The organism is Massilia sp. FBCC-B171 (assembly GCF_059134155.1).
On sequence record NZ_CP101443.1, the window covers coordinates 311350 to 329801 of the forward strand.

Consider the following 18452-nt stretch of genomic DNA (forward strand, 5'->3'; position numbering starts at 1 on the left):
CACCCATGTCCGACTTCATTACCCACAATATGGCCGCGATCCAGTCTCTCGTTTCACTGGTTCTGCTGATCGCCATCTATGCCACCTTCAAATTTCGTATCGATCTCTGGTGGATGAATTTCTGGTACGCGCTGCCCGTCATCGGCAAGACGGCGCGCCTGTCCCAGGACTCCTCGCGCTATGCCAAGGACAAGAGCTGGACCAATTCCGAGCGCACCTTATGCGCCGACTACAAGCGCTTCATCCACTTGACCAGCGAGTCCGAGTTCAACAAGCGCATCGACTACATGGCCAAGGCGGGAGACACGGGCCGCTCGCCTACGCCGACCTGGCTGTTCCTGGTGCTGGGCCTTTTGATTGTCGCCGAAGGCATGGGCTTCAGCTACCTGCTCGGCACCTGGATGGCGACCGAGGGCAGTGAGAACACCCGCGTCCTGCTGATGGGCGGCATCGTGCTGGTGCTGTGTGTGGTGCTGGGTTTCCTGACCCACAACGCTGGCCACCAGCTGTTCCGCACCAACCTGATCCGCCGCAGCGCGCGCGAATGGCGCGACGACGGCCAGCCCGGCCAGCTGCGCAGCGCGAACATCACCCTGAAGGACGACCAGACCCAGGACGACAAGCTGCCGCACTACACCCAGTGCATGAACCGCGTCGGCAGCGACGGCACCTATGTGCTGGTCTGGATCGCCGCCGCCGCGATCCTCGTGATCGCTATCGCTTCCACCGTGATGCGCGTGAAGCACCTCGAAGCGGAACTGGGGCGTGAAACGATCAGCGCCGCCAGCACCCAGGCGGGCAGCGCCGACGCCGGCAACCCGTTCGCGGCGGCCGACCTGCCGGCCGAAATCACGGCGCCGCAAGCGGCCGCCGATGCCAAGGCCAAGGCCGACATCAACGACTCCTCCACCGTCGAAGGCCTGTCGGCCTTCCTGATGCTGGCGTTTATTTTTGTCGTGACCCAGATCGTCGGCATCATTGCGGGTTTCAAGTGGGGCTTCGCCGGCAAGAACAGCAAGGACGCCTACAAGAGCACCCTGGGCTTCTCGACCTTCGACGATTACACGCGCCACTTCAGCCCGATCCTGGCCGCGGCTGAATCGAAGCTGACGACGCTCCAGCAGCGCATGATCGAGCGTAACAACAATGTCCATCTCGGCCTGAAGAACACCTTCGAGAACTTCCTGCTCGAGCGCCACGTCAGCCAGGTCGAACACCAGCACGCCACCTACCAGGCCAGCACTGTGGCGCCGAAGGGCGTGGAGCACGCAGCTCCGCAGCGCAGCGCGCCGGCCGTCGAAGAAATCGTCGCCAATGTCGAGGCCTTCGGCAGCGACAAGGACGGTGCCAAGGCTTACCTGTTGGGACTCGACGCCGCGACACGCGCCGCCGTCACCCCGGCACTGAAGGCACGCAAGGAAGCGCGTCAGCGTGCGGAAGAAGCCAGGCGCGAAGCAGCCCTGAGCGAGGAACTGGACGACATTCTGTGAGCGCGGCGATGCACAAGCAGATGCGCAGCGTCATCGCGGCCCTTGCAATCGGCCTGGGTCTGAGCGCCGGTGCCGGCGCCGCAGGCATCAACCAGGTGCCCAGCTGCTATGCCGCGAACAAGCTCGAGGTGGCGCCGCAGGCGCCGCAACGCGCCTTTTTCATCGTCCTCGACGAGACCGTCGTACTCGACGACAGCCTGAAACGCTCGCTATGGGAGCTGGTGCGGCCGCACATCGCCCCGGGGACGGTCTTCTCGGTGTTTCGTTTCTCCGCATTCTCGCAGGGCAAGTACCTCGACATCGTCGCCTCCGGCGAGCTCGAGTCGCCGATCCCGAACCGGCTGCGCGACTCGGTCAGCGTGCCGAAGCTGCGTACTTTCGAGGCGTGCCTGAAGGGGCAGGCCGATTATGGCCTGAAGCTGACCAGGAACGCGATGGGCAAGGTGCTGCAGGCGAGCTCGTTCGACCTGGGGAAATCCGATATCGAGGGCAGCCTGGTGGCCTTGGCGAAGGCGGTTCGCGAAGTCAAAGCACCGCTGCGTACAGTGCTGCTGGTGTCGGACATGCTGGAGAATTCGAGCGTGTCGAGCTTCTACCAGAACAAGGGCGTGCGCAACATCGATCCAGCGGTGGAACTGAAGAAGACCGAAGCGGCGCGCCTGTTCGCCGACTTCGGCGGCGCGTCCGTGTATGTGATGGGCGCCGGGCTGATCCAGCCGGCCGCCGGCGCCCCGGCGAAGACGCCGGGCCAATACCGCGATACCAAAACCATGGCCTCGCTCGAGCAGTTCTGGTCGCAGTATTTCGCGAAGTCGAATGCCCGCCTGGAAGCATTCGGTGCCCCGGCACTGCTCACTGTAATCAAGTAAGCCGCGCAAGTACCGGCAACAAAAAAACGCCCGGTCAGCGATGACCGGGCGTTTTTACCTTGCAGCGCGCGAATTACTTCGCGCTCGCTGCGCGAATCTTGCCGAAGGCGTCGCCCGCTTTCCAGGCCGGCATCTTCGGCGAGTCCGCCACCATGCGGCCCAGGTTCAGCGTGAACTGCGCCTGCTGCACCATGCCGCTCAAATCCCAGCTTGGATCGTATTCGTCCGTCACCTGGTGGTAGCGCGCGCGGTAGGCTTTGGCCTTGGCGCTGTTCGCCTCGACATCCTTCACCCAGGCGCTGCCGCCGCCGATCGAGAAGGCCGGGATGCCGGCTTTCGCAAAGCTGAAGTGGTCGCTGCGGAAGTAGCCGCCGGCCAGGTCCGGCTTGGCTGGCGCTACCGTCAAGCCCATGGCTTTCGCGGTCGCTGCCGCCATCGCGCCCAGTTCCGTACGCTCGCTGCCCGATGCGCCGATGTCCTTGGCCTGGCCCACGAAATTCAGGCTGTCCAGGTTCAGGGCTGCCGCCGTCTTCGCGGCCGGCCACAGCGGACGCGCCGCATAGGCCGCGCTGCCCAGCAGGCCTTGTTCTTCAGCCGCCACCCACAGGAACATCTGCGAGCGCTTGGCGGGATTGCGCGCCGCTTCCTGCGCCATCGCCAGCAGGCCCGCCGTGCCCGAGGCATTGTCGACGGCGCCGTTGAAGATGGTGTCGCCTTCGGTGCCTTGCTTGCCCATGTGGTCCCAGTGGGCGCTGTAGATGACGACTTCGTCTTTTAATGCTGGATCGGTGCCCGGCACGATGCCGGCCACGTTGTACTCGCTCAGCGTACGGATCGCGGCGCGGGTCTCGCCTTTCACACGCGCGTTCAGGGTCACTGGCTTGAACGCCTTGTCTTCGGCGGCGGCGCGCAGTTTATCGAGGTCCTGGCCGGCGGCCGCGAACAGCTTGCGCGCGGCGGCGTCGGTCATCCACCCCTGCATTCCGGTGCCGAGGTCGGCGTCGGCCAACTGAAAGCGCTCGGCGCCGGCCCAGCTGTTCTGGACTACGCTCCAGCCGTACGAGGCCGAGGCGTCGGTGTGGATCAGGAGGACGCCGGCCGCGCCCTGGCGCGCCGCTTCCTGCAGCTTATAGGTCCAGCGGCCGTAGAAGGTGAGGCCGGCGCCGTTGAAACGGTTCGGCTCCGATGCGGTCGGCGCCGGGTCGTTGACCATCATGACCAGCACCTTGCCCTTCGCATCCAGGCCCTTGAAATCGTTCCAGCCTTCTTCCGGCGCGGTAATGCCGTAGCCGACGAAGACCAGTTCCGCATCCATGCTGTGCTCCGGCTTGGCGTCGCCCGGTGCCCAGAGCCAGTCGGCCCCGAAAGCCATCGGCAGCGCCTGGCCGCCTGCGATGATTCCCACATTGCTTTGCTGCGGCAGCGGACGCACGCCCGCAATCTTCACTTCCTGGCGGAAGCTGGTGCCGTTGGCCGGCTTCAGGCCGGCGGCCAGGGCCTGCGTTTCCAGGTAAGTCACGGTCAGTTCGCCGCCGCGCTGGCCGGTGCCGCGGCCTTCGAGGGCGTCCGAAGCGAGGAAGGCGAGATGGCCGCGCAGCGGCGCTTCTTTCACGACGGCGGCGGGCGCCTTGCTTGCGGCGGCGTGGGCGGGAAAGCTAAGGGCCAGGCTGCTGGCGAGGGCGGTGAGGACGACGGAGGCGGCGATCTTGTGCATGGAATCCTGCTGCGAAAGTGGTTGAAGGTGCGCGGCACATTGTAGTGCAAGCGGACCTAATAGAACCACAGCGTATCGGCCGCGATCGACTGGCCGCTCAGCGGAATGACCGGCGTGGCCGGCCGTGGCGGCAGCAGCTGTTCCGGCAGCCCCGGAATCACCTCCTCGATGCGCACGCCGAAGATCGGATCGGACAGCACCGAAATCTTAAAATGCAGCAGCGCGTCCTCCATCCCGTACAGGACCATCGTCAGCGATTTCGCTTCCGTATCGAGCAGCACGCGCTCGTTCATCGTCACCCGATGCGGCCGCGCTCCCGTCACTTGCAGCCGGATCTGCGGCGCACGGTTCTGCGACACCAGCGTGAAATCGGCGTGGCGATCGGGCGCCTTGCCGTTGCGCAGAATGCGCACGAAGGGAAATTTCAAGCCGTCGCGCGGCGCCCAGGCATACCACTGGCGCGGGCTCTGCCAGCCGAAGACGTTGACGAACACATACGGCTCCTTCAGGTTGGCGAACAGGGCTCTCTGCCACGGATCGAGTTCGCCCGCCGGATGCAGCCAGTAGGCGTCCCAGCTCGGCATGTCCTTGTAATACACCAGCGCGTTCGCGCGCAGCAGCGGCGCTTCATCGAACGCGCGTGCGCCGCCCGCCAGCGCCAGGCTGCCCAGCCCCGCCACCAGCAGCGTGCGCGCGGCGTAACGCCGCAGCTGCGCCAGCAGCAGGGTCGACGCGCTCAGCACGAGCGCCAGCATCGCGATCGGGATATTCATGCGCTGCGGTGAGAGCACCAGGAAGCTGTCGCGCAGCAGCGGCAACACCAGCAGCACCGCCGGCAGCACGCCGGCCAGCAGCACGGCAAGGCGCGCCCAGGCCGGCCAGGCAGCGACGCGGCGCGAATGCAGGCCGGCCAGCGAGGCCAGCGCCGCCAGCACGGGCCACACGATCAGGAAGCTGGCCCCAGGCGCCAGCCAGCTCACCAGCAACAGCACCAGCACCAGGCAGCCAAGGCCGGACAGTGCCGCCGCTGCCGTGCCGGTCACGCGCGCCAGCTGGCGCTGGGCGAGGATGAAGACGGCCGCGCACAGCGCGCATACCCCTCCCAGGTAGAGCAGGGCGTGGCGCGCATGTTCGGGCGCGCCCGGATTCCAGGCGCGGTGCAGGCCTGGCACGTGCATCCACAGCTGCCATGCGCCGACGCCGAGCGCGACTGCGATCGAGGGCACGATGAATACCGCCTGCAGCAGGGCCGCGTAGGGCACGCTTGAGCGCCGCATGGCGATCCAGGCCGCACCAAACAGCAGCAGGCAGGCCAGCAGCGTCAATGGCCAGACCAGATGGCCGCTGTAATGCACGGTGCCGATCAGCGGCAGCGAAAAGATCACATGCCCGTTGCCCGGCCGCGGATCGATGCGCGTGGCGCCGAACTCGCGCGTCAGGCGCAGCATGGTCTCTCCCATCTGCTGCAGGGTAGCGCGCTCGAAGCGCTGCGGCGTGTCGAGTTCGCGCGCGTGCCCGAAGGGCCGCCCCGTATGCGCAAACTGCAGCACCGGCACGCCCAGCAGCCTCGATGCGCCCATGCGCAGCGCGCCCGGCGCCAGCTGCTGGACCTCGTGCATCAGCGAGGAGCCGGTGACCTCGGGCGCCGCGCGCAGCCAGCCGTCGATCGCGGCGCTGTTCGCGCCCAGCGTGTTGTACAGCTGGAGCGGCCCGCCGCTGCCGGCGCCATCGAAGCGCAGCGCCAGCGCGACCTCGCGCGCCCACGGATGCTGCTCGGCGAAGGCCTGCATGCCCAGGCTGCCGACATGCTCGCCATCGGCGAACAGCACCAGCACGTCGTTGGCGAGCGGCGCGCCGGCACGCAGGGTGCGCAGGGTTTCGAGCAGCGCCGCCACCGGCGCCGCGCCGCTGGCGCCAAGGCTGGCCGCATCGCTGTCGATATGCGCGACCAGCAGCAGGCTGGAAGGGCGCCGCCGGTCGGGCGCCGTGCCCGGCAGGCGCACCAGCACGTTGTGCACCACGCCCAGCGTCGCCTCGACATTGGCGTTGTAGTCGACATAGTTTTTCTGGACGATGGCGCGCTGCACCTGCGGCTTCAGGCCGGTTGCGCGCAGGCGTGCGAGCAGCCAAGCGCGCGCCTGGTGGTTGGCGCTGCTGGCGATCGGACGCGGCGTGCGCGCCAGCGCGGTGAGGTCGGCGCCTGCCCGCGCCGCCGAGAACTGCGCCGCCGGGGCATTCGCCGATGCCGGGGGCGCCAGTGGCTGCGCGGGCCGCAGCGCCAGCCAGGCAACGGCGGCAACGAGGATCAGGGCTGCGGCAAGGCCGGCGGGGGCAGGGGTAGCTGAATCGGAAAGCATGGGTTCTCGTGAAAAAAAGGGCGAACGGGGGCCTGCCAGGGGCGCGCAGGCACAAAAAAACCCGCCAGGCTGAGGGATGGCGGGTTAAACGGAACGAGGTGAAATTATTCGAGCGACCAGACGTAGGCGATCTGGCCCCAGCCGGCTTCGGGCACGCCGTTGTTCATCGCGGGCTTGAACTGGCACATGCTCAGCGCCGTCACCGCGGCCCGGTCGAGATCACGCGAGCCGCTCGACTTCTGGATCTTCGAGTTGGTCACGCGGCCGTCGGCACCGACCAGCAGGGCCAGCGTCACCGTACCCGTCTCGCCGTTACGGGCGGCGTTGGCCGGATAATTCGGCTTGGCGCAGCCGCTGGCGTCGGCCAGCACGGCGCTGCGCATCGCGCCGCTGTTGGCCGAAGTCGTGGCCGGCTGCGCAGGGACCTCGGATTGCATCGGCTGCGCCGGTTCCTGGGTGACGGGAACTTCCGTCGTGCTCTGCACCTGGTTGTCCATCGGTGGCGGCGGCACGTCGACTTCCACTTTCGGCACCACGATTTGCGGCGGGGCGAGCTTCGGCATCGGGGTAGGCGGCGTTGGCGGCACCGGTGGTGGTTCGACCACTTCAGGCGTCATGAACACGGTCAGGTCCTTGGGCAGCGAGGGCAACGAGATGACCTTGTTGTTCATCATGTTGACGACACCGACCGCGATCAGCGCGTGCAGGCCGGCGACGAGGGCGAATTTGCCGGCTTTGCTGCCGCCGTCGTGGTGCATGGATGAGAAATGCATGGCGATCTCCTTGTTGTTATGCCCCGATCGAACGGCTGGCAGGGCCTTTGCTTTCGGAAAGTGCTGCGTATTTCCAGTGTGTGGAAATAATATATGCCATTGAATAGCAATGAGTAAAGCGTTTTCTTGGTAATCGTGTCTCCCGCGCTGCGCCGTGGGAATGTCGCAGGGCAAAGCGATTGCTCGCTTGATCCCCTGTTGTATGAAATAATCCTCCTGGACCGAACCCGGTTCTGTCCAATGGCACACATAGCTGCCAGACATTGGTAAGCGGATGTAACGGAGAAGAGAGTGACAAATTCGAACGCAATTCGCGTCATGCTGGCCGACGACCACCCGATCGTGATGACGGGCTTTGCGATGTCGCTCGCGGCCGAGGGCATGGAGGTCGTCGCCCAGGCGCGCACCCCGGACGAGGCGCTGGCGCTGTACGCCGAGCAGAAGCCCGACGTCGTCGTGCTCGATATCCGCTTCGGCACCGAACTCACGGGCCTGGACGCGGCGCAGAACATCCTGCGCGCGGACCCGCAGGCGAAGGTGGTGTTCCTCAGCCAGTTCGACCAGGATAGCCTGATCAAGGAAACCTACCGCATCGGCGCCCACGCCTTCGTGACCAAGGATTGCGACCCGGCCGACCTGGCCGCGGCCGTGCGCCAGGCCAAGGCGGGAAAACTGTATTTTCCGCCGCAGATCGCCGAGCGCCTGGCCAGCATCGCGGTGCGCGGCGACGTGTCGCCGCAGTCGCAGCTGGACGAACGCGGCCTCGAGATCTTCAAGCTGATGGCCGAGGGCCTGACGAATGGCGAGATCGCCGAGAAGCTGAACCTGTCGACCAAGACCATCAGCAATACCAGCCAGTCGATCAAGGAAAAGCTGGGCGTCGAGCGCCAGGCCCACATCACCAAGCTGGCCGTGAAATATGGCCTGATCCAGCCTTGATGCGATTGCGCGCGCTGCTTGCCGGCCTGCTGCTTTCTGCCGGCGTGGCAAGCGCCGATCCAGTGCCCCCCACCTCCGGCTACCGCTTCCAGATCGTCACCGGCGACGACAGCAACCTGACGGTGCGCATCGCCGAAGATTTATATAAACGCCTGGTGCCGACCTTCGCCGCTTTTCGCACCGAACTGGCCCAGCGCCGGCGCCTGGTGGTCGTTGCGATCGGCCCCGATGCGCTGCGCCAGGCTTCCACGCGCCGCTGCGATTGCGTCGTCATTTCTGCGTTCACCTCGAGCCAGGTCTGGCGCTCGGTGGTAGCCGGCTTGCCGCCCGCGCGCGCGAAAGCGATGACGGCGGTGTATGCCGAGCCGGCGCCTCTTGATCAGGTGCGCCTGGCCACGCTGCTGTACCGGCGCCCGGTGCGCGTGGCCGCGATCCTCGGCCCCGACACTACCTTTCTCATGCCGGCGCTGGCCGGCCAGGCCGAGGTGCTGCAGGCCGCACGCGACGCCGACATGGGCGATATCCTCGCGCGCATTGGCCGCAGCGAAGTGCTGCTGGCGCTGCCCGACAGCGCCATCTACAACCCCGAAAACATCCGCAACATCCTGCTCTCGACCTACCGCCGCAAGCAGGGCGTGATCGGTTTTTCCGCCGACATGGTCAAGGTGGGCGCGCTGGCCACGACCTATTCCGAGATCGAGGACATCAACGCCCAGGTGGCCGAGATGGCGGCCAATTTTGTCGCGACCGGAACGCTGCCGGCGCCGCAGTTCCCGCGTTACTTCCGTACCGCGATCAACGAGGGCGTCGCCCGTTCGCTCGACATCGCTGTGAGCGATGAGGCGCGCCGCTTCGCGCGGGCGCGGCCATGAACCTGCGCTTCTGGCGCAGCTGGAGCATCGGCCTGCGCATGGCCTTCATCACCATGCTGCCGGTCGTGTTCCTGTTCACCGCCTTCGTCTGGTACTCGTGGTACGCGCACCGGGCGCAAGTGGCGGAAGAACTGGCTGAACGCGGCCGCATCCTGGCGCGCGCGCTGGCCGAGACCAGCGAATACAACGTCATCTCGGGCAACCTCACCGACCTGCGCCTGACGATCAATGGCCTGGTCCAGTCCGATAAAAGCATCTACCGGGTCGACGTGATCGACGCCAAGGGCAAGCGCGCGGTGCGCGTCACTTCCGAGACCGCGCAGCACGCCGAGCCGCATTATTACGAAGCGCCGATCCGCAAGCAGGTGGTCTGGATCAACTTGTTTACGGACAACGGCACGCCGCACGTCTCGGCCTCGGGCGACGCGCGCCCGCCCACGCTCACCACCGAAATCGTCGGCGCGGTGCAGGTGCGCATGTCGCCTTCGAACATGCTGGCCAAGCAGGCAAAACGCTTTCGCATCGAGCTGGCGATGGCGGCCCTGGCGCTCATTGCCAGCGGCATCCTGGCCTGGGTGCTGGCGCGCTCGCTGATCCTGCCATTGAGGCAAGCGATCGGCGCCCTGCGTGCGATTCGCGGCGGCCAATACCGGGTCGAGCTGCCGGTCACGACCGGCGGCGAAGTAGGGGAGCTGCAAGCCTCGATCGGCGAGATGTCGGTCGCGCTCGATCAGTCGACCCAGGACCTGGAAAACAAGGTGGCCGAGCGCACGCGCGACCTGCTCGAATCGCGCAACGAGGCCTTGCGGGCCGATGCCGACAAGCGAAAGCTGATCCAGAAGGTGAACAGCATCATCGAGGACGAGCGCAAGACCATCGCCGTCGAGATCCACGATGAGCTCAATGCCTCGCTCATTGCCGTGCGCCTCGAAGCGCAGAGCATCGGTAGCCTGGCCTCGAAAGTCGAGCCGGGACCTGAAGTGGATGAGATCCGCAATAAAGCCCAGGCGATTACCAAACTGGCGCTCGACCTGTATGCCAACGGCCGCCGCCTGGTGCGCCGCCTGCGCCCGGAAGTGCTGGACATGCTCGGCCTGCACGGCGCGGTCGAAGAGATGCTGCGCCATTACGACAGCGCCGACTGCCGCTTCTCCTTCCATTCGGAAGGCGATTTCTCCAAGCTCGGCAACGAGCTCGCCATTTCCGCCTACCGCATCGTGCAGGAGGCGCTGTCGAACATCATGAAGCACGCCAGCGCCACCGCGGCCGAGGTGACGCTGGTGCTCGATGCCACCAACGGCCTGCTGCGCATCGAGGTCGAGGACAACGGCCAGGGTTTCGATCCGGCCTCGCGCTCCGAGGGCATCGGCATCATCGGCATGCGCGAGCGCGTGTATGCGCTGCAGGGCACGATCGCCGTCCGTTCGGCGCCCGAGCGCGGCACGACGCTGGCCATCGCACTGCCACTCACGCCGCCATCTGCGGTATCGTAGCGCCTTGTCTTCATTATCCCGGCCATCACCATGTCGAACGCATTGAATACGCCCTACGAACTGGGCAACCAGAACCAGACCACCACCCTCGCCGAGTGCATCGCCTGGTACGAGGACCTCGCCCGTCAATACCCGTCCGTGCTGCGCTTCGGCGTGATCGGCACCTCGGATGCAGGCGTGCCGATTCACGCGGGCGTGGTCAGCGCCGACGGCGTCTTCGAGCGCGACGCGATCAAGGCAGCCGGGCGTCCGGTCTTCTTCAACAATAACGGCATCCACCCGGGCGAGCCGGAAGGCGTCGACAGCTGCATGGCGCTGGTGCGCGATTTCTGCACGCAGCCGGAGCGCCTGACCAGGCTCGGCAAGACCGTGTTCCTGTTCGTCCCGCTGTACAACGTCGACGGCAGCCTGAATCGCGCCAATACCTCGCGCGTGAACCAGGACGGCCCGGAACAGTTCGGCTTTCGCGGCAACAGCCGCCACCTCGACCTGAACCGCGACTTCGTCAAGTGCGACACGCTCACCGCCCAGGTGTTCAACAAGCTGTTCGCCAGCTGGGACCCGGACGTGATGGTCGACACCCATACCTCGAACGGCGCCGACTATACCTACACGATGACCCTGATCCACACCCAGGCCGACAAGCTGGGCGCGGAACTGGGCGGCTTCTTGCGTGACACCATGCTGCCGGCGCTCTACGCCGACATGGAAGCGCGCGGCTGGCCGACCTGCCCGTACGTGAATCCGGTAAAAGACAGCCCGGACCACGGCATCGCCGAGTTCCTGGAGACGGCGCGCTTCTCGACTGGCTACGCGGCCCTGCACCACACGATCGGCTTCATGCCCGAGACGCACATGCTCAAACCCTTCAAGGACCGCTACGAATCGATGCGCGCCCTGGTCGAGTCGGCGCTCGACTTCACGGTGGCGCACGGCGCGCAGATCCAGCAGCTGCGCCGCGCCGCCAAGGATGCGGGCCGCACCCGCGCCGAGTGGCCGATCCACTGGGTGATGGACGAAAAGAACACCGCGACCTTCCGTTTCAAGGGTTACGAGGCCAAATACAAACCGAGCGTGCTGGGCGACTACAACCGCCTGCACTACGACCGTTCGAGCCCGTGGGAACGCGACATCGCCTACTACAACCGTTTCAATGCCGACGTCACGGTGGCGGCGCCGAAGGCCTACATCATCCCGCAAGCCTGGCGCGAGGCGATCGAACGCCTGGAGCTGAACGGCGTGCAGCTCGAGCGTGTCGAAGCGGACCGCATGCAGGACGTGGCGTATTACCACATCGCGTCGGTGTCCTCGCGCCCGAACCCGTATGAAGGCCACATGTTCCACGACGACGTACAGCTCGAAAAGCGCCGCGGCAGCGTGCAGCTGCGCGCTGGCGATGTCGTCGTCTCCCTCGACCAGGACAAGGCCCGCTACGTCGTCGAAACCCTGGAGCCGCTCGCCCACGACAGCTTCTTACGCTGGGGCTTCTTCAACAGCGTGCTGGAAAAGAAGGAAGCGTATTCGGACTACGTGTTCGAAGACGAAGCCGAGCAACTGCTGCGCGACGAACCCGCCCTGGCCGCAAAGTTCGCCGACTGGAAAGCCGCCAATCCGGGCCTGCTGTCGAACCAGGAAGCCGTCCTCGACTTCATCTTCGCCAACTGCGACAAGTACCGCGAACCCGAATGGCGCCGCTATCCGGTCTTTATGGTCGAGTAAGCGGACTTACAGGTACGCGACCTGTCCCGTAGGGTGGGCACTCCGTGCCCACGCGGACGTCGCGTACCAATAACAGCGCAGGCAACAGCCCCACAAACGCAAGCGTTCCCTACACGGGCACATTGCGCCACTAAAAACGAAAAGCCCCCCATGCACACCGCCCTCCGCGCCGCCATCGCCGCCTGCCTCACGCTCCCGGCCATTGCCACCGCCGCCCCCACCGGCCAAACCACCTTCGACCAAAACTGCGCCAGCTGCCACACCGTCGACCCCGGCCTGTCCTCGCGCGCCGGCCCTGGCCTCTTCAACGTCCTGGGCCGCAAAGCCGCCGCCGTCTCCGGCTTCAACTACACCGACGCCTTGAGTAAAGCCGGCGCCGCCGGCAAAACCTGGACCAGGGAGGAACTCGACCTCTTCCTGCGCGACCCGAACAAGAACGTCCCCGGCACCGCCATGCCGATTGGCGTCACCGACGCCAAAGCCCGCGCCGCCGTGATCGACTACCTGGCCGCCCAAAGCGGCAAAGCCACCGCGCCCGCCGCTGCCGCAGTCAACAAAGCGGACAAGGACAGCGCCGCCTGGACCGCCGACAAACCCGGCGACCTGCATCACATCAAAGCAACCGACCTGGTCAAACCCTTCGCCAGCGACAGCGCCGGCAACGGCCCCAAGCTCGCCGCACGTCCCGACGGCGCCATGCCCGCCGTCCCGAAGGGTTTCAAGGTCGGCATCTACGCTGACCAGCTCGGCAAGCCGCGCCTGCCATTGCGCGCACCGAACGGCGATATCTTCCTGTCCGAGGCGGCCAAAGGCCAGATCACGCTCCTGCGCTCGAACGGCGGCGACAAGGCCGGCACGAGCAGCGTGTTTGCGACCGGCCTGTCGCGCCCCTACGGCATGGCCCTGTGGCCAGCCGGCCCCAATCCGCAATACCTGTACGTCGCCAACGTCAACTCGGTGGTGCGCTTCCCTTACAGCGCCGGTGACCTGAAAGCGAGCGGCGAGCCGGAAGTGATCGTCGATAAGATCAGCGACACCAGCGGCGGCCACGTGACGCGCTCGATCGCGTTCTCGAAGGACGGCAAGACCTTGCTGTTGTCGGTCGGCTCGGCCACCAACGTCGCAACGAAGATCGGCCCGACGCCGCCGCAGCCGCTGGCGCAATGGGAAGCGAAGTACGGCGTCGGCGCTGCCTGGGGCGAAGAGCTTGAACGCGCCGCCGTGCTGGCATTCGACGTCGACGGCCGCAACCGCCGCCCCTTCGCCAACGGCCTGCGCAATTGCGTCGGCATGCTCGTGCATCCGAGTACGGGAGACCTCTACTGCAGCGTGAACGAGCGCGACGAACTGGGCGACAACCTGCCGCTCGACTACATCACGCGCGTCAAGAAGGACGGCTTCTACGGCTGGCCGTGGTACTACATCGGCGCCAACGAAGAGCCGCGCCTGAAGGGTATCCGTCCTGATTTGAAGAACAAGGTGATCGTGCCCGATACCCTGATCCAGTCGCACTCGGCGCCGCTGGGCATGGTCGTCTACCAGGCGCCTAAGGGCGCACAGCACGCCTTCCCGGCGGAGTACGAGGGCGACGTCTTCCTGGCGCTGCACGGCTCGTGGAACCGGGGACTGCGCACCGGCTACAAGGTCGTGCGCGTGATGATGAAGAAGGGCGTGCCGACCGGGCAGTACCAGGACTTCATGACCGGCATGGTGCTCAGCGACCGCGATGTGTGGGGACGTCCGGCAGCCGTCGAAGTGGCGCTTGACGGCGCGCTGCTGGTGGTCGATGACGGCGGTGGCGTCGTGTGGCGGATCACGCCGCAGAAATGATCCGGCCGGGAGGGCCTCGCCGGCCCTCCCGTCACGATGGCTTTATTTCGGCATCAGGACACTGTCGACGACGTTGATGACGCCGTTGGACTGGTACACGTCATAGGTGCTGATGTTGGCCGTTTGGCCCTTTTCGTCCATGACGGCGATGTTGTGCATGCCGTTCATCATGAACTTCAGTTTGCCGCCGTTCACGGTGGCCAGTTGCGCCGTCCCGTTTGCCTTCTTGATCGCAGCGCTCAGCGCCTTGAAGTCATGCTTGCCCGCGACGACATGGTAGGTCAGGATGCTGGTCAGCGCAGTTTTGTTCTCCGGCTTCACCAGCGTGTCCACGGTCCCGGCAGGCAGCTTGTTGAACGCGGCGTTGGTCGGCGCGAACACGGTAAACGGGCCCTTGCCCTTCAGGGTGTCGACCAGGCCCGCGGCCTTGACGGCGGCCACCAGCGTCGTGTGATCGGCCGAGTTGACCGCGTTGTCGACGATGTCTTTCGAAGCGAGCATGCTCTGGCCACCCACCATGACATCGGCAGCATGGGCTTGCGCGATGGCGGCGGCGGAGAGGAGGGCGGCAATGATGAACGTCGATTTAAGTGTGCGCATGGCGATTCCTTGGTAGTTGGAGGGTGTGTTACCTCTGTATATACGTTGGGAATCTGCAAACGGATTCAAGGTCGCACGAACATTGATCGCATGTCCGGTCTCACTCTGGTCGACGTACGCTGGAAGGCGCTGCCTCCCAGCGAATCTGTCTACTTGCTCGCCGCAATCCAGCGATCCACCTTCTTCTCCAGCAGCGCCAGCGGCAGCGTGCCTTCCCCCAGCACGATGTCGTGGAAGGCGCGCAAATCGAACTTCGAGCCCAACGCAGCCTCCGCGCGGCGCCGCAGTTCCATGATTTTCAAGGAACCGATTTTATAGCCGAGCGCCTGGCCCGGCCAGATCATGTAGCGCTCGATCTGTGCGCGCGAATCCGCCTCGCTGTAGCCGAGCGTCTCGCTGAAATACTTGATGCTCTGCTCGCGCGTCCAGCCCTTGGTGTGAATGCCGGTGTCGACGACCAGACGCGCGGCGCGCAGCATTTCGTCGTTCAAGTGGCCGAAATAATCTTCCGGCTTGTCGAACAGGCCCATGTCCTTGCCCAGGGTCTCGGCGTAGAGCGCCCAGCCTTCGGTAAAGGCGTTGTTGCCGCCGAACTTGCGGAAGTTCGGCAGGCCCAGTTCCTGTACCAAGGCGATGTGAAAGTGGTGGCCCGGCTGGCCCTCGTGCAGGTACAGGGTGACCATGCCGGTGCTGCCGTACTGGGTCGGATCGTTCACCACCGACCAGAACACGCCCGGACGGGTGCCGTCCACCGCCGGCGGCGTGTAGTGATCCGACGCCGTGGCGCGGCTCAGTTCAGGCTCGAGGCGCAGGTCCAGCGGCGATTTCGGGCGCAGGTTGAACATCGACGGCAGCTTGGTGCGCAGCTCGGCGTCGAGACGGCGGTAGACGTCGATGACTTCCTGCTCGGTTTTGAATGGCTTGAATTTCGCCTGCTGCGAGACCCAGGCCGGCAAGCCGGCGGCAGGTCCCGTATAACCCATCTTCGGGCCGATGCGGCCATATTCTCCCTGGATGCGCGCCACTTCCTTCAGGCCGATGTCGTGGATCGCGTCCGGCTGCAAGCTTGTCGTGGTCTGGCTGGCGACGCGCACCTGGTACCAGGCGGCGCCGTTCGGCAGCGCGTTCCAGCCGGTGCTGGTGCGCGTGGCCGGCAGGTAGTCCTTCTCGATGAAGGCGGCCAGGCGGTCCAGCGCCGGATTGAGCTTGGCGCCGACGGCGTCGTCATACAGTTTCGTGAGCGCGCGCTTGTCCGCATCCGAGAAAGCGGCCGGGAAGTTTTTGATGGGCGTGTAATAGATGCTCGCTTCAGGCGTCGCCGCTACCAGCTGCTTGAACTGGGGCAGGGCCGACACCATTACCGGACGCGGATGCACGATGCCGCGCTTGATCCCTTCGCGCATGTTGGCAATCGCCTGGTCGACCCAGGGACCGAGCTGCGCCAGGCGGCTGGCGTAGGCGCGGTAGTCCTGCACGGTGGCCAGTGGCTGGGCGCCCTGGCCGCTGGCGTAATTGGCCAGCGTGACCGGCATGCTGTCCATCTGGTTCAGCGGCAGCAGGTGCTCGGGGAAGGGCTCGAAGCGCAGCGCCATGCCCAGCTCATAGTCGAGGATGTCGTAGCTGGTCTGGTCGCGGCTGTTCAACTGGCTGCGCTTGATCGCATGCAGGCGTTTTACAAACGCTTTGTAGCGCGCGAACTGTTTGGCGCGCTCCAGCGGGGAGATCGTCATGCCGATCTGGTCGATGAAGCGGTTGTCGCCGCTTTCGCTGGCGGATACCGGATCGAAGCGCGCCAGCGCGTCGTAATACTCGTCGGCGAGGACATTGAGCTTCTTGCCGGCCTGCGGATTGGCGATTGCCTGCTTCGTCGCGGGCGCTGCGGCCTGTTCGACGGCAAACGCCGGTGCGCAGGCGATGAGGGCGGCGGCGGCCAGGGCGCCGAGTCTGAAAGTACGAGTCATATTCAATAAAACCTTAGTAGCTGGCCAGGGGCGCCAACGCGCCGTTCTTGAAGGTGTAGACGGTAACGGCAGTCTTTTTCAGGTTGCCCTTGTCGTCGTAGCCATAGGTGCCGACCACGCCCTGGTGGCTGAGCGTACGCAGCTGGGCCGCTACGGCCGCCGGATCGAGGCTGTTGGCCGCCTTCATGGCCTGCGCGATGAACATGGTCTGGTCATAGAACGAAGGCGCGTAGACGTCGGGCTCGCGCTTGAAGCGCTCCTTGTATTTGGCGAGGAATGCCGGACCCGCAGGCTGCTTGGCGATGATGGCGCCGGCCTGGGCGCAGCGCACATTCTCGCCGACAGCCGCGCCGCCGAGTTTTGCCATCTCCGGGCTGCACAGGGTGTCGCCGCCCAGCAGCGGCACGTTCAGGCCGAGCGCCTTCATCTGGCGCACCATGGGCGCCGCTTGCGGCGCATAGCCGCCGAAGAAGATGGCGTCGACCTTTTTCGCGCGCAGTGCGGTAAGGATGGCGGCGAAGTCGCTGGCTTTGTCGTTGGTGAATTCGTGGCCCGCGACTTTCAGGCCGGCCGCTTGCGCCTGGCGCTTGAATTCGGTGGCAATCCCCGTGCCGAAGGCCGTGCGGTCGTCGATGACGCCGACGTTTTTCAGCTTCAGCTCGCGTGCGGCGTAGCTGGCCATCGCGCCGCCCACTTGCGAATCGCTGGCGACGATGCGAAACACGCCCTTGTAGCCGGACTGGGTGATCTTCGGATTGGTGCCGACGGTGGACATCAGCGCGCCGGCGTCGTTGTAGACGCGCGAGGCGGGAATCGCAACGCCCGAGTTGTAGGGCCCGAGCACGAATTTGACGCCGCCGTCGACCAGCTTCTGCGCGACCGTCACGCCCTGTTTCGGGTCGCCCGCGTCGTCTTCGGATTGCAGCTCGAAGCGCAGCGTTTTACCCGCCACCTTGATTTTCTGGGTATTGAGTTCTTCGACGGCGAGTCGCACGCCGTTTTCGTTGTCCTTGCCGGCAAAGGCATTCGCGCCCGAGAGCGGGCCGGTCACGCCGATCCTGACGCTGTGTTCCTGCGCCTGGGCGGCGAAGGATGCGCACAGCAGCGCGGCCAGCGCCAGCGGCGCGATGGTGAATTTCGATGGCATCAGCCTGTCTCCGTTATATGACTAACGGGCGCCATCATCGCATGAATCAGCTCAGCGGTGCAGTGGTCTCAGGCAGGCAGGCCGTGCGCAATCAGCTCCAGCGGCAGGGCAGTCGTGCACTTGATCTGCTCCATCGAGAAGGCCGAGGAGACACCCGACAGTTGCGCGGTCTTGATCAGCTTTTTGTAGAAGCGGTCGTAGCCGGCGATGTCGGTCGTGGCGACCTTCAGCAGGTAGTCGACGTCGCCGCTCATGCGGTGAAATTCCAGCACTTCGGGCAGGGCGACGACGGCGGCGGCAAAGCGCTCCAGCCATTTTTCGTCGTGTTCCGCAGTGCGCACGCTGACGAATACCGTCACCGGCAAGCCGACCTTCTGGCGGTTGACGATGGTGACGCGGCTTTCGATATAGCCCTCTTCCTCGAGGCGCTTGACGCGCTTCCAGCAGGGCGTGCTGGACAGGCCGACCTTGTCGGAAAGGCCGGAAATCGACAGTGTTGCATCGGCCTGGAGTGCAGCGAGAATTGCACAATCAAACTTGTCTAGTGAATTCATTTTAGTTTTTCGTAACTAATAGAACAAACATGCTGTAATAATTGTTTTTAATAGCTCATTTAGTACACACTTTCCGCAACATCTTCGTAACATATTGCTTAACAATAACACGATCTCTACCTGTCTTTACAGTT

14 protein-coding genes are annotated in these 18452 nt (G+C 65.2%); 7 read left to right on the forward strand and 7 right to left on the reverse strand.

Annotated elements, in window-relative coordinates; genetic code table 11:
- Positions 1 to 5 precede the first annotated feature (5 nt).
- Entirely contained in the window at positions 6 to 1490 is a 1485-nt protein-coding gene (locus NMB41_RS01460; RefSeq protein WP_494380721.1) for a hypothetical protein, read from the forward strand.
- Positions 1491 to 1498: 8 nt separating this feature from the next.
- Positions 1499 to 2359 carry a hypothetical protein gene (locus NMB41_RS01465; protein WP_494380722.1) on the forward strand — a complete coding sequence of 287 codons (861 nt, stop codon included), beginning with the start codon at positions 1499 to 1501 and terminating at the stop codon, positions 2357 to 2359.
- A gap of 73 nt (positions 2360 to 2432) precedes the next feature.
- Here the strand turns inward: NMB41_RS01465 and NMB41_RS01470 are convergent, their stop codons facing one another.
- From NMB41_RS01470 to NMB41_RS01480, 3 genes are all read right to left on the reverse strand, one after another.
- Positions 2433 to 4073: a M28 family peptidase gene (locus NMB41_RS01470; protein WP_494380723.1), complete on the reverse strand. Its 1641-nt coding sequence runs from the start codon at positions 4071 to 4073 to the stop codon at positions 2433 to 2435.
- A 56-nt stretch (positions 4074 to 4129) separates the two neighbouring features.
- On the reverse strand, positions 4130 to 6430 hold the full coding sequence (locus NMB41_RS01475; protein ID WP_494380724.1) for a M28 family peptidase: 2301 nt from the start codon (positions 6428 to 6430) through the stop codon (positions 4130 to 4132).
- A gap of 104 nt (positions 6431 to 6534) precedes the next feature.
- A complete protein-coding gene (locus tag NMB41_RS01480) occupies positions 6535 to 7203 on the reverse strand; it encodes an energy transducer TonB (protein WP_494380725.1) in 669 nt (222 codons plus the stop codon).
- A gap of 291 nt (positions 7204 to 7494) precedes the next feature.
- Here NMB41_RS01480 and NMB41_RS01485 point away from each other — a divergent pair, with 291 nt between their 5' ends.
- From NMB41_RS01485 to NMB41_RS01505, 5 genes are all read left to right on the forward strand, one after another.
- Positions 7495 to 8142, forward strand: coding sequence for a response regulator (locus NMB41_RS01485; RefSeq protein ID WP_494380726.1), 648 nt, complete (start codon positions 7495 to 7497; stop codon positions 8140 to 8142).
- Complete coding sequence (locus NMB41_RS01490) at positions 8142 to 9014, forward strand: hypothetical protein (RefSeq protein ID WP_494382913.1); 873 nt, start codon at positions 8142 to 8144, stop codon at positions 9012 to 9014. The genes NMB41_RS01485 and NMB41_RS01490 overlap by 1 nt, the downstream gene beginning before the upstream one ends.
- Positions 9011 to 10507, forward strand: coding sequence for a sensor histidine kinase (locus NMB41_RS01495; RefSeq protein ID WP_494380727.1), 1497 nt, complete (start codon positions 9011 to 9013; stop codon positions 10505 to 10507). The genes NMB41_RS01490 and NMB41_RS01495 overlap by 4 nt, the downstream gene beginning before the upstream one ends.
- Positions 10508 to 10537: 30 nt before the next feature.
- Positions 10538 to 12226 (forward strand): M14 family zinc carboxypeptidase, encoded by a 1689-nt coding sequence (locus NMB41_RS01500; RefSeq protein ID WP_494380728.1) that lies wholly within the window; start codon positions 10538 to 10540, stop codon positions 12224 to 12226.
- A 150-nt stretch (positions 12227 to 12376) separates the two neighbouring features.
- The gene (locus tag NMB41_RS01505; protein WP_494380729.1) at positions 12377 to 14056 is read left to right on the forward strand and encodes a PQQ-dependent sugar dehydrogenase; all 1680 of its coding nucleotides are present in this window, start codon (positions 12377 to 12379) and stop codon (positions 14054 to 14056) included.
- Between the two features lie 42 nt (positions 14057 to 14098).
- Here NMB41_RS01505 and NMB41_RS01510 read toward each other — a convergent pair whose 3' ends face one another.
- The 4 genes from NMB41_RS01510 to NMB41_RS01525 all read right to left on the reverse strand — a co-directional run bounded on the left by NMB41_RS01510 (position 14099) and on the right by NMB41_RS01525 (position 18318).
- Positions 14099 to 14656, reverse strand: a complete 558-nt coding sequence (locus NMB41_RS01510) for a fasciclin domain-containing protein (RefSeq protein WP_494380730.1) — start codon at positions 14654 to 14656, stop codon at positions 14099 to 14101.
- 149 nt (positions 14657 to 14805) lie between these two features.
- Positions 14806 to 16617: a DUF885 domain-containing protein gene (locus NMB41_RS01515; protein ID WP_494380731.1), complete on the reverse strand. Its 1812-nt coding sequence runs from the start codon at positions 16615 to 16617 to the stop codon at positions 14806 to 14808.
- A gap of 13 nt (positions 16618 to 16630) precedes the next feature.
- Complete coding sequence (locus NMB41_RS01520; RefSeq protein ID WP_494380732.1) at positions 16631 to 17764, reverse strand: branched-chain amino acid ABC transporter substrate-binding protein; 1134 nt, start codon at positions 17762 to 17764, stop codon at positions 16631 to 16633.
- A gap of 68 nt (positions 17765 to 17832) precedes the next feature.
- On the reverse strand, positions 17833 to 18318 hold the full coding sequence (locus NMB41_RS01525) for an Lrp/AsnC family transcriptional regulator (RefSeq protein ID WP_379722724.1): 486 nt from the start codon (positions 18316 to 18318) through the stop codon (positions 17833 to 17835).
- Positions 18319 to 18452: the final 134 nt, after the last annotated feature.

Coding starts and splice junctions, on each gene's coding strand:
- NMB41_RS01460 (WP_494380721.1), top strand. CDS start 6: ATGTCCGACTTCATTACCCACAATATGGCCGCGATCCAGTCTCTCGTT.
- NMB41_RS01465 (WP_494380722.1), top strand. CDS start 1,499: ATGCACAAGCAGATGCGCAGCGTCATCGCGGCCCTTGCAATCGGCCTG.
- NMB41_RS01470 (WP_494380723.1), bottom strand. CDS start 4,073: ATGCACAAGATCGCCGCCTCCGTCGTCCTCACCGCCCTCGCCAGCAGC.
- NMB41_RS01475 (WP_494380724.1), bottom strand. CDS start 6,430: ATGCTTTCCGATTCAGCTACCCCTGCCCCCGCCGGCCTTGCCGCAGCC.
- NMB41_RS01480 (WP_494380725.1), bottom strand. CDS start 7,203: ATGCATTTCTCATCCATGCACCACGACGGCGGCAGCAAAGCCGGCAAA.
- NMB41_RS01490 (WP_494382913.1), top strand. CDS start 8,142: ATGCGATTGCGCGCGCTGCTTGCCGGCCTGCTGCTTTCTGCCGGCGTG.
- NMB41_RS01495 (WP_494380727.1), top strand. CDS start 9,011: ATGAACCTGCGCTTCTGGCGCAGCTGGAGCATCGGCCTGCGCATGGCC.
- NMB41_RS01500 (WP_494380728.1), top strand. CDS start 10,538: ATGTCGAACGCATTGAATACGCCCTACGAACTGGGCAACCAGAACCAG.
- NMB41_RS01505 (WP_494380729.1), top strand. CDS start 12,377: ATGCACACCGCCCTCCGCGCCGCCATCGCCGCCTGCCTCACGCTCCCG.
- NMB41_RS01510 (WP_494380730.1), bottom strand. CDS start 14,656: ATGCGCACACTTAAATCGACGTTCATCATTGCCGCCCTCCTCTCCGCC.
- NMB41_RS01515 (WP_494380731.1), bottom strand. CDS start 16,617: ATGACTCGTACTTTCAGACTCGGCGCCCTGGCCGCCGCCGCCCTCATC.
- NMB41_RS01520 (WP_494380732.1), bottom strand. CDS start 17,764: ATGCCATCGAAATTCACCATCGCGCCGCTGGCGCTGGCCGCGCTGCTG.
- NMB41_RS01525 (WP_379722724.1), bottom strand. CDS start 18,318: ATGAATTCACTAGACAAGTTTGATTGTGCAATTCTCGCTGCACTCCAG.